The organism is Escherichia sp. E14S1 (assembly GCF_004211995.1).
In the GTDB taxonomy this organism is placed as follows: Bacteria; Pseudomonadota; Gammaproteobacteria; order Enterobacterales; family Enterobacteriaceae; genus Escherichia.
This window is the reverse complement of the sequence record NZ_RHJQ01000037.1, coordinates 14,297-29,428: the sequence shown is the minus strand read 5'-3', so window position 1 is coordinate 29,428 and position 15,132 is coordinate 14,297. Positions and strand designations below refer to the sequence as shown.

The window sequence follows — 15,132 nt, the reverse complement described above, 5'->3', positions numbered from 1 at the left end:
CAGAATGATGTACAGGCTCCCCCGTTCGTCCGGTTTAGTTTGTCGCTATGTCTTATTGAGTTTTATCCTGGCCTGCTACTGTTTAATCAGTATCAGGCCAGGTATTCAGTGAATAATGGCGTTGAACATGTCAACACCATTATTTTTTATTAGATCGTAACGTTCATACTATTCAAATTATGGCATCTCCTCCTCGCCTTTTTCAGTATCTGCAGCCTCGGCTTTAATTGTCACCTTCACAGGCTTCATTTCGTACCCGCCATACGTCAGGGCGTTAAATGTGAACGTATAGACACCTGGCTTGCTGGTACTAAATGTACGCGTAATTTTCCCGCTCGAGAAATGGTCAGCCTTCGACGGCAGGAACTTATAATCCTTCTCCGTCACCCCTTTCGGAGCCTCAATGTCGACCCACATAGTTCCTCCTACGGGATTGTTTGCCGAGAACAGGGTAACCGTCATTGTTGCGGTCTGTACCCCATCCGCCACCAGAGAATCTACATTAGATGTTGCGACGAGCTCCGCGTTTTTATCATCCGCGACGAATTTAGATTCGGCAGTTTTCGTCGATACCTGACCGTCGGCCTGTTCCACTTGCGCCGTGAGTGTATATTTCGCTGCGACAGTGGTCGTGGCGGTGAAAATAGCCTGTCCTTGCTCATTAGTTTTCGCTGTGCCAGACGGATCCAGAACTAACTTCGCCGGGCTGGCAGTCAGCGTCACGTCGCTATCTTTCAGCAGGTTGTTATTGGCATCAGTCACCGTAACTTTATACGTCTGTTTGGCTTTGCCGTCCGCCAATGCATAGTTGCCAATCACCTCGATACCGGAGACGGTTGCGGTAGCTTTATCGGCCACAAACGTTATAGTCTGCGCATCCGAAGGCTTGTCATTTCCTGCCGACGCCGTGACCTCATACGTTCCGGCAGTCACGGAAACCACTTTCAGTACCGCTTTACCCTCCTCGTTGGCGTTCACCATGATATTACCGTCTGCAAACGGTTTGACGCCCCGAGGCAGATTAAAGACGACCACAGCGCCAGGAAGAATGTTGCCGTATTGATCCTTAACCGTTGCCGTCAGCGTAAAGGCATCTTTGTCGTTTGCCACTTTTGGATCAGCGCCATCAACCTCCAGGGTCGCCTGACCGGTACTGAAATCCGCTTTAAATTTCACCGTAGCCGTCTTCTGAGTATTATTCACTGAGGCCGTGATGCTGTGTTCCCCGGCAACCGTTGACATCAGCTCAATGTCGGCTTTACCTGCCGCATCGGTTGTTACCGTATTCCCCGTCTTGCTGGTCACTCCTTCCGGCAGAGTCAGCGTCACATTTTGTCCCTGCAACGGGTTGCCATAGTTGTCCACAACGGTCAGGGTTACCTGGTTAGCAGACTGTCCATTAGCCACTTGGTTATCAACCTTCACCGTCATATCACGTATCTCAGCCTTAGATGCGTCACCTGCAACATTCAGCACCAGTGGCTGAGCAACGGCATTTTGGCCGTTCACTCGCGGCATCACAGACAACTGACCCGCGGCAGAGCCCAGAGTTAAGGTCGCCACATAGACCCCATTACTTGTTTCTGTCCAGTCTCCTGTTGAAGGTCTCACTGACCCCGTGCTGGCGGCACCACTAAACTGCGGTGCATCTGGCTTCAGCCCGGTGACAAGGTTCCCGTACGCATCCTTCGCGGTGAAGGTGAGTTCCGTCGTCGCTTTGACGGTCGGAGCATCATTATCCGCAACAAGCGTAGAGTTCGCTGATGACATATCCCCGGCGACGACAGTCAACCGCGCAGCATCGGTGGCTGCTGGCTGGCCGTTGAATAGCGGCATGACAAGAAGCTCACCAGTCTTTCCGCCTGCGGTCAGCGTAGCGACATAGGAACCATCGCCTTGCTCGGTCCAGTTGGATACCGTCGCCCCTGCAGATGCAACACCTGTCAGGGTTGCCGACAGGGAAAGGCCGCTGATAGCGTTGCCATGCGCATCTTTTGCAATAAGCGTCACGGTTGTGCTTTCTCCTGCTTTTACGTGATCTTTTGCCACAGAGACTGTCGACTGGCCTGAAGATAAAGCATCAGCCACCACGGTCACTTTAGCCGCACTAGCTGCCGCGTCCTGTCCATTGAGCTTCGGCATAACCACTAATTCACCCGCCGTAGTGCCGAGAGAAATCTGCGCGGTCCAGGTCCCGTCGCCATTATCCGTCCAGCCTGATGCCTTAGAACCCGCAGCGGCTGCGCCCGATAATGATGGTGCATCAGGATTGAGGCCAGTTACAGAGTTGCCATTGGCATCTTTTGCCGCCCAGATTGCCGTAAGCGTACCGCCAACCACCGGTTTTTCTGGATTCAGGGTGATGGTCGAATGTGCTGCATCAAGCGGCCCGGCGACAAACTTCAGCGTTTGTTGCAATGAGCCCAACTGATACTGCTCGCTAAAGGCACGCACAACAATGTTTCCGGCACGGGTCGAAGAAACCGTAGCGCTGTAAACGCCTGGTTTTATCTCCGAAATGGTACCAATGGTGACACCGCTGCTATCCTGCGGAACAAATCGCAAGCGGCTGGCCTCTCCCGTCACCGGGTTACCATCAGTATCCACCGCAGTCAGCGTCAGCGTGTGGGATTGCTGACCATCGGCAACCACGTCTCCTGAAGATTCATTCACGCTCAGAGTAGACTTCGACACATCCATCATCGTGGCGCGCAATTCTGCAGTGACGGTTTTGCTCATGCCATCAACGCTAACCGTAATCGTTGCCTCACCTGATTGCGTTCCGGTAGTAAAGACAGACTGGTACACCCCAGCTTCAGTTTCGGTGAACTCACTCAGTGTTGGCTGTGCCTGTGATTTAGTGGCCTTCAGGGTACGAGTCACAATATTTCCAGCTGGCTTGAACGTCAGCTCAGACTTGATCTGATCTTTCATACCCGTGACTGGCTGCCCCTCGGCGTCGCGCAGAGAAAGCACCAGTGGCTTTTGCTCACTACCGTTAGCAAGCATTTGGATACGGCTCTGACCGTCAAGCGTTAACGCCGTGCGCTCGGCACTCATACCTGCTCCGGTAATGACCACCTCTGTCTGCACGCGTTTTGAGGCATTGCCTTTGTTATCGTAGGCAACCGCAGAAATCGCATAATAATTGTTTTTGCCTGCCTGATAAGCCGGGAGCGTCACTTGCCACTGATTACCCTGCCCGGTAATTTTTCCGCCTGCGGCCAGCAAAGATGGCGCTTCCCATTGAACATTTTTCAGACCGTGAGTTGCTTTGCTCACCACAAGCCCCAGGGAAACCGTCTGCCCGCCCTTACCTTCAATGCGCTCAGGCAGAGCAATACGGATCACTTCAGATTTGCGATACTCAAGAACGATATTGTTATTACGCTCAACCAGGTCATAGCGGCTGCCTGCCAGTACCCGACGCTCGCGAATGCTATCCGTATCGAGTTGTTTCGCCAAAGGTTCGCCAATTCGGTAGTTAACTTCCAGGCCAAAGCGAGTGTCATTCTCACCGCTCTTGCCCTGCTTATGCCCGGCGCTCAGTGTCAGAAGAGGCACTGGCGTATAGGTCACCTCGGCAGAAATAGCATGCGGGTCTTTCTGGCGCTTATCTTTACCAAACAGCCCGACTTCATCGCCATAATACTGTTCATACATCAGGCTTGCGCCAAGCTGCGGCCAGGCAGGTAAATAGCCCTCTGCGCGGATATCCCAACCATTCGCCGGGCGTTCCTGATAATCCTCAATATCCGGCGATTTTTTCCAGCCAGAAGCGCGGATATAACCATTGGCGCTCAGTTTCAGATAATCGCGCCAGTATTCCGCACCAACACCAATGCGGGTATGACTACGGGATAAATCATGGTCGATAAAGGTGTTCACCCCTGCCATCCAGTCATTTCCTGAAAAATGACGCCAGCCAAAACCAATATTTGACTGAGTACGATCGTCTGTACGATGTATTGCCCCTTGAGTGAACAACATATTTGTCGGTGTATCATAAATCGGATAAAGCATTTCCAGCGAAGAATCCTTCAGCGAGAAATCTTTATCGACATTCAGTTTGACGCGCGCAGTACCATATTTTCCGAGCCACTCCTGGATTTCCTGGGTAGCTTTAGTGGTGGCCATCCCGGTAATAAAATTACGTGTCGCATCGCTATCTGGCTGACTACTCAAAAATGTCCCGGCATTTGCGGCAAACGACGCGACATTTTTCTCCACATTATTATCAGCAGTTACCGTGGTATTTTCCAAGCTCAACCGTGGCTGAACCGCATTCTGCGCACGTGCCGCCATTACCGGCGTAAAGGTGACTGCGAGTGGAAAAAGAACTTGAACAGAGATATTTGCCCACGCCACGCAGCGGGCCAGAACTGAATAACGAAATCGTGGTTGTTTATGACCTGTTTTATAACGTGACATTGAGATAATTTCCTGATGAACGAATTAACGAACATAGGCAGACACAAATAATGGCGTCCGCTTGTCAGAAAAACCGGGAATTTCCCGGTTTCCTTTTCCGCAGAAAAGGAAATACCTTTATGTAAGAAAGTACACCGCCACCTAATATATCCAGTGCCTGTAGCCACTCATCAGGTGGTTGGGCGCGGGATTATATTTTTATTTATGGGTGAAAATTTAGCTTTTTGTGCAAGTCATTAAATAGATATCTAAGTTATATTTCTTAGTCTGCGGACAGTGAATAATTCATTATTCAGAGTGAATAATAATGACCTGCCTTTAATTTATCACGATTGGCAATACGTCGAAGTAGGTATATACGCCAGGATAAACCAATATATTTTTTATGGATATTCATTTTCCTTCATCAGACTGTAAATTCCGGGGATATCGAACTTGCACGACTCATCTCAACACTCAAACAGATTTATGAATTTCGTTCATAACCCCTGACAGATCCTGCCGTCTAATCGAGCTCTTCCCTTTACGTTATGCTTCTCATGAACGATAACGGAAGGATAACACCATGCAAAAAGTAAAACTGAACAACGGTATTGAAATGCCCCTGCTGGGCTTTGGTGTATTTCAGATGACCGATGCCGCCGAATGCGAAAGAGCGGTCATTGACGCTATTAACACCGGTTATCGACTGATTGATACCGCCGCCTCCTATCAAAATGAAACCCAGGTCGGGAACGCACTGAAACAAAGCGGTATCGCCCGTAACGAACTCTTTGTCACCACCAAACTCTGGTTGCAGGATACCAGTTATGAAGGAGCCAAAGCCCAGTTCGAACGCTCTCTGAATCGGTTGCAACTTGATTACGTTGACCTGTATTTGATTCACCAGCCATACGGTGATGTCCACGGTGCCTGGCGCGCCATGGAAGAACTGCAACAGGCAGGCAAGATCCGCGCTATTGGCGTCAGTAACTTCCATCCTGACCGACTGGCTGACCTTATCGCCTTTAATAAAGTCGTTCCGGCGGTAAACCAGATTGAAGTTAACCCCTTCAACCAGCAATTACAGGCCGTTCCGTGGATGCAAAGTCGTGGCATTCAGCCAGAAGCCTGGGCACCGTTTGCGGAAGGGAAAAATGGTCTGTTCCAGCATCCTGTTCTCACGGCAATCGGCGCGAAGTATGGCAAAAGCGTGGGCCAGGTTGTTCTGCGCTGGATCTACCAACGAGGCATTGTTTCACTGGCAAAATCAGTGCGAAAAGAACGCATGGAAGAGAACATCAACATTCTCGATTTTGAACTCAGCCCTGAAGATATGCTGCAAATTACCGCCCTGGATACCGCAACCAGCGCGTTCTTCTCTCACCGCGATCCCGCAATGGTGGAATGGCTGACTGGCCGCAAACTTGATGTTTAAGCCGCGATAAAAGAGGTATTCATTCAATGCAAAAACGTTATCTGGGTAAATCCGGACTCGAAGTCTCCGCCCTTGGGCTCGGTTGCATGGGCTTAAGCCACGGCTACGGCCCGGCGACCGATACCCGTCAGGCTATCGAACTTATTCGTGCTGCGGTTGAACGTGGCGTCACCTTCTTCGATACCGCCGAAGTGTATGGTCCGTATCTGAATGAAGAAGTGGTCGGCGAAGCCTTAAAACCGTTTCGTGACCGTGTGGTGATTGCCACTAAATTCGGTTTTACCTTCGGCGATGATAATAAGCAGCAGATTTTAAACAGCCGCCCGGAGCATATCCGTGAAGCCGTTGAAGGCTCATTACGCCGTCTTAAGACTGATGTCATTGACCTTCTGTATCAACACCGTGTTGATCCGGATGTTCCTATTGAAGATGTTGCAGGAACGGTGAAAGACCTAATTGCAGAAGGTAAGGTCAAACATTTCGGCCTGTCTGAAGCGGGAGCACAAACCATTCGTCGTGCACATGCGGTACAACCTGTCACCGCCCTGCAAAGCGAATATTCCATGTGGTGGCGTGAGCCTGAACAGGAAATTCTGCCGCTGCTGGAGGAACTGGGGATTGGTTTTGTACCCTTCAGCCCACTAGGTAAAGGTTTCCTGACGGGGTCGATTAAGCCAGGAACCACTTTCGGCAAGGATGATTACCGTAGCACCGTACCGCGTTTCGCGGCACAATCTATTGAAGCCAATGAAAAACTGGTCACCTTGTTAGGTGAACTGGCCGCGGAGAAAGGGGTAACATCTGCACAAATCGCACTGGCATGGCTGTTAGCACAAAAGCCATGGATTGTACCCATCCCTGGCACCACTAAACTGCACCGACTGGAAGAAAACCTGGGTGCTGTCGACATTGTTCTTTCGCGCAATGATACGCAGCAGATAACCGAGGCACTGGAAACAATTAAAATCGTCGGTGAACGTTACTCGCCTGAGCACCAGGCACGCGTAGGCCGTTAATGCCCAAACGGGTCCACAACAAAATGTGGACCCGTTACTCTGAATACGATCAACAGCGCAAAAGCTGGCGGATGCTGCTTGTGGCTGGGGTAGTAAAGGTAATATCCTGGAAAAGTTGGACACCACTCCTGCAACACCTGAATAAGCTTGCCTGACTTTATATACTTCTGAACCATATCTTCAGAGAAAGCGATCCCAAACCCTGATAACGCGGCATCAATTCTTACTGGCAATGGGCTACACGTCAGTTGCCCCTCAACCTTGACGCGAAGTAGTTTCCCTTCTCGCTCGAACTCCCAGTGGTAAAGCCCACCGGCGGTTGGCAAACGCATATTGATGCTGCGATGATTTTGTAGCTCGTGAGGCGTTTCAGGTAAGGCGTTAGCGGCAAAATACTCCGGTGCCCCCACCACGGCCATCCGCATCTCTGGTCCAATCCGCACTGCAATCATATCCTTATCCACACTTTTCAAAGCGCACTCATGAAGGGCGTTCATAGATACAATTATTTTAGCCACATTACTGACAATTATGATAATTGATAATCTGTATGTATCGAAAATAAAGATTAATTATCATGAGGTTTACTATGAAAATACTCGTTGCAGGAGCAACAGGATGCATCGGTATTCATGTAGTAAATACCGCTATTGCAATGGGTCATCAGCCCGTAGCTCTGGTCAGTACCCTGAGCAACGACGCCGCTAAAAATAAAACATTCGAACTGGTCGCAGAACGAGGAGAAGCGCAGCAGGATCTGCCCCCTCTGTTTGCAAACCTGCAGAGTGATAATCCTCAAAAAAACGATGGGGTTTTCGATATAGACAATATGCCTCTGCGTGAAGAACCTGAATGTATTATTAATGACCTGAATCTGCACACCAAGGTTAACTAATTTTAAAATATGACAATTTTATCATATAGCGGTCAGTATTATGACAGCTTTAATCTGTACAATTATCAGGAAAGAGACGTTCTCTCCTATATTAATTCATTTTCAAACATATAACTTAGATTAGGTATTAGTTATGAAAACACTACTTGTTACTACATTAGTCATGGGCTTTATTTCGGTGAATGTTGCATTTGCAGCGCAAGAAATTAATCATACAGATGGCAAAGAAAAGATTGGTGTAATCTCAGCCAGCAATGCCTTGACGCTTGATGAGTTATCGAATGCGCTTTCTCGTAAGGCTGATGAGCAAGGAGCAACGTCGTTCAAAATCCTGTCTACCACGGGGAATAACAAACTGCACGGAGTTGCTGAAATCTATAAGTAAATAGTAAATGATGTGCCATGGACTGTTTATCATGAGCATCGGTTCCATGGCTTGTCCTTACGACGAAAATGCAGTCTCAGCAGATTGTAAACACGGTACATTTCTAAGTGTGAATAGCACAATTATGCGGGGATCATACAAGGAGAGCAGCGTAATCCTCAGGGCCAATCTCAGCGTAGACTATGGATCACTTGTGTGCGATTAGTAATAATTGATGTAATACATCTTTCCAAATTTGTGATACAGTTCAAAAAATTGGTTGACCAAACTCGTTATCTATATAAGAGGCGCTTATGAGGTGCGCTCTTTTTTAAAGCGAGGAAATAGCAATGAAAGAGAATAAGATACAAGAAATCAGTAATAAGCTGATTAATATTGTTGTTTTGGTTGCAGTTGTAGAATATGCTTATTTATTCCTCCATTACTATTAATTACATCTAAAAACAATTCCCTTAGGTGATATTTAAAATATGTATCCTCCACCTACTTTGTAAGAGTTATGCCAGTGGGGAAGGATATTCGTACGGTTTCGAAGGGAAGTTTAAAGAAACCGTATTTGTGCCGCACTAAAAGAGATTGCGCATTGAGTCAGCATTTTAGTTACCCAATGCGCATGTTGGTTCACCAAATTGTTACTTTGGCTGCGTGATAAATAATCAGCCGGTAAAGCAAGGCTCACCCACATTCTCAATGCGTTCATACCGATCAGCGGGTAGTGACATAAATCAGCAGTTCGGCTACTGAATAGTTCCGTCACCAACGATAGCCAACAACATCTCTCACTTCCGGCACGTTCAGTTAGCTGCGGGAATCCCACATATCCAGACTGTCAGATTATGAAGCGAAAAGGACGGCTATATGTCATTTGCAAATCTAATCCCCGCTTTAAGGCTGTTCAGAGGCGCAAGAAAAAGTGTTAACTCTGAGTTTGAAGGTTCAACGACACCTGGCTGGCTGCATAATCATGCCTGATTAACGCTGGTGTATTCAGTGCGCCAGCATTAACTTTCCTGCAAACGTATCTTCTTACTCATTAATGGCTTGCTACCTGCTGATGCTGTGTATGAGCCGCATCAACCGCTTTTTGATACCATTTTTTAGCCAGTTGTGGATTTTTCTCTACGCCCAATCCCAAAGAATAAATATCACCTAAAGCCACAAAACTGGGAGCAGTGATATGATCCATTCTGCTGATATGTTTAAGATAAAGGTTTATCGCTTTTTGATAATCGCGTTTTACACCATAACCTTGTTCATAAAGTTTAGCCAGACGATACTGCGCCGTAATATCATTATTTTTATCGCCTTTCTTATAATATTTCGCCGCTTTATTATAATTCTGAGGAACGCCTAATCCTCTTTCATAAATAATCCCAAGATAACGTGCAGCTTTCATTTCTCCCGCCTGGTCAGCTTGCTCAAAAAGGCTTAAGGCTTTTGCATAATCAAACGGTACGCCATATCCATTAAGATATAAAATCCCTAAATCCAGTTTCGCGCGGGGGTTTCCGCTGGCTGCTGATTTCGTCAACCATTTAAAAGACTCAGTATAATTCACCGTTTGATTGTAGTTTCCATTCAGGTATGCTTCCCCCAATCTGGCTTGCGCTTCTGCATCTCCCTGAGCAGAGCGCGTGATTATTTCATCAAAATTCATTTTTGGTGGAGTATCTGCATATACAGATGCAGAAAAAAATAGAATTACAAATAATAACGCCTTCATTCTGTCTCTCGGTAAAAATGACTGCCAACACGATACCTGATGACAGTCTGGCCTACACTTTATTGTTTGCGTTGGTTAAATAACCATTCACGAACTGGTTCTATGCTGTAAGCAATACGCCATGTGTTACGATGCCCGCTGGCACCTTCTCGCGAAGAGTATTCATCAAATACACTGTCTTTTATAAAAACGGTATAACGGATATTACTTTGTTCTTCAAACAATGTGTCGGCAGCAAATCGATATTGTTCAGGGTCCCATTGACCATTCCATGCTGCACGAGAAACTTTTCCCCCAAACTGCTCAAGACGTTCAGTAATCGCGTTGAAGCTGGGAAAAGCCCCTGCATCATCTTCTGAGGCCATAAACCACAATTTGTTTTTAGCTATTGGAGCAACCTGTTCCGCATCCCATTTTCCTGCAACCAGGTAACTCGCTGTGAAAAAGTCAGGATATTTGATATTCATAGCGATGGCCAGCATACATCCCCCTGACTGACCAGTAACATAAATACGTTCAGGATCTATTTTATATTCTTTCATCAAAGACTGAACAAGATTTATTGTTGTATCAAGCAACGTAGATGTACGCCAGTCATCATCAGCAATGATTTCATTATACTGAGGAGCTAAAACATAGCAGGGACGTTTCAGTTGTTGTTCCGGTTCTGCCCAAATTACTGCGCCTAGCCCCTGAAACAGAGTCGTTGTTATTTGTGCACTGGTAGCCCCTGCATCATGCATAAAAAGAACCAATGGTAATACTTTATTTTGCTCTTCAGGAATAAAGAAATTATATTCTAGTATTTTTCCGCTTTCATTGTCTTTATATTTACCTTGTCTAAAACTATCGACCACCAGATTTGAAACGGCGTTAGTTTCCAGCGTGGTATTTTGTGTAATCACAGTTGCAGATGCATCTTTATATCTAATAGTTTGGTTTAGTTTTTCTCCTGCAACCCAGGAGGGTTTACCTTGCCCTTGTTTGGGAACTGCTTTTTGTATTGTTGGGTCCGTTATAGTTTCTTGCCATTCATTTTGTGGTTTGCTGTGGTCCAGTTCAAGAATCGCGTACTTACCTGATTTTGCCCCAACCAAAGCTGTTGACTGACTGATAAACACTTTATTGATATGATAATTTTTTACGCTAAACTCTGTTGACGAAAGTTCTTCCTTATTTATAGGCTTTTCAAATTCTACAGCTATCGCAATAAGTCGAACTCCGTCACCAAAAACTTGTGTAATAGCTGTAGCCTTTATTGCCTTGTTGTTTGTGTTTGCGAATACAATGCGAGGCATTGAAACAACTAAAGCACCCGCAATACTTTTAATTAAAAACTCTCTGCGCGTCGGCATAAATGCCCTCTTTACTTTTGATAAAAACTAAATAAATATCAGCATGATACCAGGACTATATTTTTTCAACTTTATCATTCGTGCTTGTATTTAACTTATCTTCAGTGCTAACTCTGTACCTCGTTTTATCGGCAATATTATAGAAATAAAACCATTCTGTGGATCACGAACATAAGATAAAAAATCCGGTTCTGCGTTATCATTTAATATATATCCTCCTACTCGTAACTGTGGCGCAACGATCTCAGTAACCTTACGAGCGAGGCTTGGGCCATCCGCAAGAGGGAAACCATCAATAAGAATAAAATCGACAGGACCCCCGAGATCTTTCAGCGTTTCTCTCGCATCACCGACACGAATATCAACAAAAGACGTAAGACCTGCCTCTGCCAGATTTCGAGACGCGACTTCAGCCTTTTCCCGTACCATTTCAGAACCAATCACCAGTCCGCCACCATTATCTTTCATCGCAGCGGCAAAATAGAGCGCTGACATACCTACAGAAGTTGCAAAGTCCACAACGCGAGTGGCTTTCATTGCCCGGCACAGTAAGTAGATAAGTTCCCCCTGTTCTGGGGCTATGGAAAAGCCATAACTGGAAAATTTTTCAGGATCAAGTGCCGGAGCTTCGCGAAACAGTTCCTGCGGGGGATGTTTGCGTTCATTATTCATGCGTTCCAGAACACGTATAACCTGGGGATCACGAATGGGGCAGATACTATTATTTAATCGACTCATAAATAAGGACCTGTATTTTATGAAGTGATGTTACCTGGTTGTTTTCATACACCATGTTATGATCATTGCTTATGTTGTTGGTATAGTGATACCATTTTTGGTACTGGTCAAGTACCAAAAATGAATGCAGGAGTAAATATTTTGATGAACAAGAGCGAAGTGAGGACGCCGGTGCGACGGGGAAGACCTAAAAGTGCGGGGCTTGATGAGCGTAAGAAAGCGATAGTTATTGGCGCGTATAGTGCCTTCATTGAGCTTGGTTTTGCCCAAACCTCAACCACAGAAATTGCTCGTCGGGCAAAAGTATCAAAAAGAACAATTTATGAGGTATTCAGTAATAAGAAGGAAATTTTTTCTGAAGTAATTAAAGAATATAAAGCCCTGTTCCTCGATCTCCCAAGACCGGAAAACGAGATGCTCCCCATTAATGAAACTCTGTTTCGTATATTCCGATTAGATATAAGTCAAGAAGAAGCTAAAGAGAGAGAAGCACTCTTAAAATTAATGACACGTGAATCAATTCTCTTTCCAGAGCTTTCAGACTATTTATATGCCACTAAAACGCTTCGCTCAAGAGAACTGTTAATCGAATGGCTGGATATTCAGCAAGCTCAAGGGCGTATTGCTGTTAAAAATACGGGTAATTGCGCTGGAATGCTAATGGATATTGTTTTTGGCGCATTGCTTCCTCGTCGATGGGTTTTGGATGTTAACGAAGATCAGACATTAACACCTGAAGGTCGTCAGCAACAACTTGAGGAAATAAAAGAGCGTATCGAAACTGTTATACAAGGGATTGAAGTGGTCAACAAAAACTAGCCACGATTATGCGGGATACTTACACAACATCATAATCCCCAAAATTGAGTCCATTCCGTTTAGGGAGATATACAAAAATGATAGCAAGCGCATGCCTGGTATGACTAAAATACGCCATGAATCTGAATCGTTTTTGCTATTTGCTCCTCCTTTTAACGGCTGCCAGCAGTGTGTTACTGGCGGAGCCTTTTGCTGCGTGGGTTACATGCGTAAACCTGCTCACCCTGGTAATTTATGGTACTGATAAGCTGGCTGCACGTAGAGGCTGGCGCAGAGTGCCAGAAGCAACTCTGCTGGTGTTTGGCTTTGTCGGAGGTTGGGTTGGTGCAATTATTGGTCAACAGGTCTTTCGACATAAAACACAGAAACAGCCATTCAGAACCTACTTCGCAATCAGCGTCGTATTGAACGTGATGATCCTGTCAGTTGTGATATATGAATTGTATCAACCATAAAACCCGGTATCCGCTCCGGGAGTTACAGGCAGTAGCTCCATGCTATTTCACCGGCGCTTTACTCATGCACTTATTTGGATCCTTACGTCCAGGAAACACTAGAGGATAATTTCCTGTCATTATCTGAAGCGTTTTGAGTATTGTAATTGCCTGAATTGAAAGCGGAACAATATGTGGTCGCCTCATTTTCATCCGTTGCGCAGGGATCTCCCATATCGCTTTATCGAGGTTGAATTCGCTCCAGAGCGCCGCTCTCCACTCTCCGGTTCGAACACCTGTAATAATCAACAATCTCGCCCCCAAAACAACCAGCGGACTACCTGTGTAACCAGATAACGCATTAAAGAAAATACGGTTGATAATGGAAGATAAGGAACGGGCAGTGAGCTGTAGTATGTGCGGGGTCAATTGACTTAGATAGACTTGGGAAGAGTTTGAAAGGATAATAAGAGTTAAACATGCAATATAACGCCATGTTTATTATGAATTTATTACATAATGGATAACCAACATACCCCCAATTGTACCCCCATGCGCTTTTACGTTCACAATAGTTGATTGCTTTTTATACTGTATTTGGGAGAGAGCTACGGGTGGTCGAACAGGGCTGGCAAAGTTAAGGTAAACCCGCCAGCCAGGGAAAAGCTGTTTAAATCGTGGTGTAGTGATAGCGACAAGCAACAATGTACAGATCGCCTTGCTCAACGTAATACACCAGGCGATGTTCTTTCGTGATTCGACGTGACCAAAGCGGCTTACGATGCTTTAGCGCCTCCGGCTTCCCTATCCCCTTGAAGGGGCTTTCCTTAGCCGATTTGATTAGCTCCATTACCTTGTTATACGTCTTTGGGTCATTCTCAGCCCAGTACTGAAGATCGCCTTTTGCCTGCGGGGATATCCTGACTTTCATTAAATGTCCAGTTCCTCATAATCGCCGCGTTCGAGCGATGCAAGGCTGGCTTCAATGTGTGCGGCGTTCGCCGGGTTACTGAACAGGTGTAACGTTTCCTGAATCGATGCGAACTCTTCCGCATCGATCATTACTACGCTTTTAGCACCCTTACGCGTAACCAGGATTGGGGCACGATCATCATTAGCCTGCTGCATCAGGTCAGCTAAATGCTGTCGAGCATCGGTATAGTTTACGTGTTGCATAGTGTTTTTCCGTCCGCCAAGTTATTACGTCGTAAGTATTGCATATGTACAGCTAGTTGTACATGTGGTTGTATGTTTCTGACTTGTTACGACGCAAACGCCAGCGGGACCAAAACCGCGCTCACCCGCACGCCCACGGTGTTTACGTAGTGAGAATTTTTTCAGTTTGGAAAATTGCAGGAAAGAACCGCCAGAACAGGCGTTAAACGGGGTTTTACATGAAATTTGAGACTGAAAAAAATGCAATCAATTGCAAAGGATTTCAGTAATTTCAGTCTTCGTAAAATTCAATCTTTAACAAAAATAACGTAACCACATGAAAATTAAAATAAAAAAAAATCAAATTACGTGACACTAAGATAAAAGCAAGGAAAGAATGGAATAACATAATACGATGATATTATTGATAATTTATATCAACTTCTTTTTTTGTTTAATGCAAATAGTGGTATAATAATGCGCCTTTTACGAGTGGTGATTATTATGCGCAGCCATAAAATTGTTTGTCCTGAGTGTGGAAGTAATTCAACAACAAAAAAGACAGTACGCAAGCATCCACACCTGTCTGATATGTATTGTGCCTGTAATAATGTTGAATGTGGGCATACCTTCGTTATGAATATGACGTTCTCCCATACGCTAAGCCCCAGCGCGCTGACTGGGGAGAAAGCAGTAAAAACAATGATTGACATGATGACGCCGGAACAAAAAACAATGATAAAAGAATTGCTTCAAAACTGATA

General features: G+C 45.7%; 14 protein-coding genes and 3 pseudogenes. 9 read left to right on the top strand and 8 right to left on the bottom strand.

Going from position 1 to position 15,132, the window contains the following annotated elements:
• Nucleotides 1-177: 177 nt before the first annotated feature.
• Nucleotides 178-4,431 carry an inverse autotransporter adhesin FdeC gene (gene fdeC / locus D9734_RS22860; RefSeq protein ID WP_130210800.1) on the bottom strand — a complete coding sequence of 1,418 codons (4,254 nt, stop codon included), beginning with the start codon at nucleotides 4,429-4,431 and terminating at the stop codon, nucleotides 178-180.
• A 565-nt stretch (nucleotides 4,432-4,996) separates the two neighbouring features.
• Between fdeC and D9734_RS22855 the strand changes: the two genes are divergently transcribed.
• Together D9734_RS22855 and D9734_RS22850 are read left to right on the top strand one after the other, a co-directional pair.
• The gene (locus tag D9734_RS22855; RefSeq protein ID WP_130210798.1) at nucleotides 4,997-5,848 is read left to right on the top strand and encodes an aldo/keto reductase; all 852 of its coding nucleotides are present in this window, start codon (nucleotides 4,997-4,999) and stop codon (nucleotides 5,846-5,848) included.
• A 26-nt stretch (nucleotides 5,849-5,874) separates the two neighbouring features.
• Nucleotides 5,875-6,864: an aldo/keto reductase gene (locus D9734_RS22850; protein WP_130210796.1), complete on the top strand. Its 990-nt coding sequence runs from the start codon at nucleotides 5,875-5,877 to the stop codon at nucleotides 6,862-6,864.
• On the opposite strand, the pseudogene D9734_RS22845 reads toward D9734_RS22850, so the two are convergent.
• Nucleotides 6,861-7,334: pseudogene (locus D9734_RS22845) on the bottom strand (LysR substrate-binding domain-containing protein); the annotation flags it as partial. The gene D9734_RS22850 and the pseudogene D9734_RS22845 overlap by 4 nt on opposite strands.
• Before the next feature lie 119 nt (nucleotides 7,335-7,453).
• Between D9734_RS22845 and D9734_RS22840 the strand changes: the two are divergent.
• The 4 genes and pseudogenes from D9734_RS22840 to rpmJ form a co-directional block, all read left to right on the top strand.
• Complete coding sequence (locus D9734_RS22840) at nucleotides 7,454-7,759, top strand: hypothetical protein (RefSeq protein ID WP_130210794.1); 306 nt, start codon at nucleotides 7,454-7,456, stop codon at nucleotides 7,757-7,759.
• A 133-nt stretch (nucleotides 7,760-7,892) separates the two neighbouring features.
• Nucleotides 7,893-8,144, top strand: a complete 252-nt coding sequence (locus tag D9734_RS22835) for a DUF1471 domain-containing protein (RefSeq protein WP_130210792.1) — start codon at nucleotides 7,893-7,895, stop codon at nucleotides 8,142-8,144.
• Nucleotides 8,145-8,473: 329 nt separating this feature from the next.
• A complete protein-coding gene (ykgR, locus tag D9734_RS22830) occupies nucleotides 8,474-8,575 on the top strand; it encodes a small membrane protein YkgR (protein WP_064530486.1) in 102 nt (33 codons plus the stop codon).
• Nucleotides 8,576-8,962: 387 nt separating this feature from the next.
• Nucleotides 8,963-9,064 (top strand): annotated as a pseudogene (gene rpmJ / locus D9734_RS22825) (50S ribosomal protein L36); the annotation flags it as partial.
• Nucleotides 9,065-9,177: 113 nt separating this feature from the next.
• Here rpmJ and D9734_RS22820 read toward each other — a convergent pair.
• The 3 genes from D9734_RS22820 to D9734_RS22810 all read right to left on the bottom strand — a co-directional run bounded on the left by D9734_RS22820 (nucleotide 9,178) and on the right by D9734_RS22810 (nucleotide 11,960).
• On the bottom strand, nucleotides 9,178-9,867 hold the full coding sequence (locus D9734_RS22820; protein WP_130210790.1) for a tetratricopeptide repeat protein: 690 nt from the start codon (nucleotides 9,865-9,867) through the stop codon (nucleotides 9,178-9,180).
• Between the two features lie 59 nt (nucleotides 9,868-9,926).
• On the bottom strand, nucleotides 9,927-11,222 hold the full coding sequence (locus D9734_RS22815; protein ID WP_130210788.1) for a PHB depolymerase family esterase: 1,296 nt from the start codon (nucleotides 11,220-11,222) through the stop codon (nucleotides 9,927-9,929).
• 90 nt (nucleotides 11,223-11,312) lie between these two features.
• On the bottom strand, nucleotides 11,313-11,960 hold the full coding sequence (locus D9734_RS22810; RefSeq protein WP_130210786.1) for a class I SAM-dependent methyltransferase: 648 nt from the start codon (nucleotides 11,958-11,960) through the stop codon (nucleotides 11,313-11,315).
• Between the two features lie 144 nt (nucleotides 11,961-12,104).
• On the opposite strand from D9734_RS22810, the gene D9734_RS22805 reads away from it, so the two are divergent.
• Together D9734_RS22805 and D9734_RS22800 are read left to right on the top strand one after the other, a co-directional pair.
• Nucleotides 12,105-12,779 carry a TetR/AcrR family transcriptional regulator gene (locus D9734_RS22805; protein ID WP_130210784.1) on the top strand — a complete coding sequence of 225 codons (675 nt, stop codon included), beginning with the start codon at nucleotides 12,105-12,107 and terminating at the stop codon, nucleotides 12,777-12,779.
• 116 nt (nucleotides 12,780-12,895) lie between these two features.
• Nucleotides 12,896-13,234 carry a DUF1294 domain-containing protein gene (locus tag D9734_RS22800; RefSeq protein ID WP_130210782.1) on the top strand — a complete coding sequence of 113 codons (339 nt, stop codon included), beginning with the start codon at nucleotides 12,896-12,898 and terminating at the stop codon, nucleotides 13,232-13,234.
• A gap of 48 nt (nucleotides 13,235-13,282) precedes the next feature.
• Here D9734_RS22800 and D9734_RS22795 read toward each other — a convergent pair.
• From D9734_RS22795 to D9734_RS22785, 3 genes and pseudogenes are all read right to left on the bottom strand, one after another.
• Nucleotides 13,283-13,655: pseudogene (locus tag D9734_RS22795) on the bottom strand (tyrosine-type recombinase/integrase); the annotation flags it as partial.
• A 228-nt stretch (nucleotides 13,656-13,883) separates the two neighbouring features.
• Entirely contained in the window at nucleotides 13,884-14,144 is a 261-nt protein-coding gene (locus tag D9734_RS22790) for a Txe/YoeB family addiction module toxin (protein WP_112886714.1), read from the bottom strand.
• Nucleotides 14,144-14,389 carry a type II toxin-antitoxin system prevent-host-death family antitoxin gene (locus D9734_RS22785; RefSeq protein ID WP_052932205.1) on the bottom strand — a complete coding sequence of 82 codons (246 nt, stop codon included), beginning with the start codon at nucleotides 14,387-14,389 and terminating at the stop codon, nucleotides 14,144-14,146. Before D9734_RS22785 ends, D9734_RS22790 begins: the two co-directional genes overlap by 1 nt.
• Before the next feature lie 483 nt (nucleotides 14,390-14,872).
• Here D9734_RS22785 and D9734_RS22780 point away from each other — a divergent pair, with 483 nt between their 5' ends.
• Nucleotides 14,873-15,130, top strand: coding sequence for an ogr/Delta-like zinc finger family protein (locus tag D9734_RS22780; RefSeq protein ID WP_112886730.1), 258 nt, complete (start codon nucleotides 14,873-14,875; stop codon nucleotides 15,128-15,130).
• Nucleotides 15,131-15,132: the final 2 nt, after the last annotated feature.

Bases quoted from the DNA above. Each gene is read 5' to 3' on its own strand.
- fdeC (WP_130210800.1), bottom strand. From the start codon at position 4,431: ATGTCACGTTATAAAACAGGTCATAAACAACCACGATTTCGTTATTCA.
- D9734_RS22855 (WP_130210798.1), top strand. From the start codon at position 4,997: ATGCAAAAAGTAAAACTGAACAACGGTATTGAAATGCCCCTGCTGGGC.
- D9734_RS22850 (WP_130210796.1), top strand. From the start codon at position 5,875: ATGCAAAAACGTTATCTGGGTAAATCCGGACTCGAAGTCTCCGCCCTT.
- D9734_RS22840 (WP_130210794.1), top strand. From the start codon at position 7,454: ATGAAAATACTCGTTGCAGGAGCAACAGGATGCATCGGTATTCATGTA.
- D9734_RS22835 (WP_130210792.1), top strand. From the start codon at position 7,893: ATGAAAACACTACTTGTTACTACATTAGTCATGGGCTTTATTTCGGTG.
- ykgR (WP_064530486.1), top strand. From the start codon at position 8,474: ATGAAAGAGAATAAGATACAAGAAATCAGTAATAAGCTGATTAATATT.
- D9734_RS22820 (WP_130210790.1), bottom strand. From the start codon at position 9,867: ATGAAGGCGTTATTATTTGTAATTCTATTTTTTTCTGCATCTGTATAT.
- D9734_RS22815 (WP_130210788.1), bottom strand. From the start codon at position 11,222: ATGCCGACGCGCAGAGAGTTTTTAATTAAAAGTATTGCGGGTGCTTTA.
- D9734_RS22810 (WP_130210786.1), bottom strand. From the start codon at position 11,960: ATGAGTCGATTAAATAATAGTATCTGCCCCATTCGTGATCCCCAGGTT.
- D9734_RS22805 (WP_130210784.1), top strand. From the start codon at position 12,105: ATGAACAAGAGCGAAGTGAGGACGCCGGTGCGACGGGGAAGACCTAAA.
- D9734_RS22800 (WP_130210782.1), top strand. From the start codon at position 12,896: ATGAATCTGAATCGTTTTTGCTATTTGCTCCTCCTTTTAACGGCTGCC.
- D9734_RS22790 (WP_112886714.1), bottom strand. From the start codon at position 14,144: ATGAAAGTCAGGATATCCCCGCAGGCAAAAGGCGATCTTCAGTACTGG.
- D9734_RS22785 (WP_052932205.1), bottom strand. From the start codon at position 14,389: ATGCAACACGTAAACTATACCGATGCTCGACAGCATTTAGCTGACCTG.
- D9734_RS22780 (WP_112886730.1), top strand. From the start codon at position 14,873: ATGCGCAGCCATAAAATTGTTTGTCCTGAGTGTGGAAGTAATTCAACA.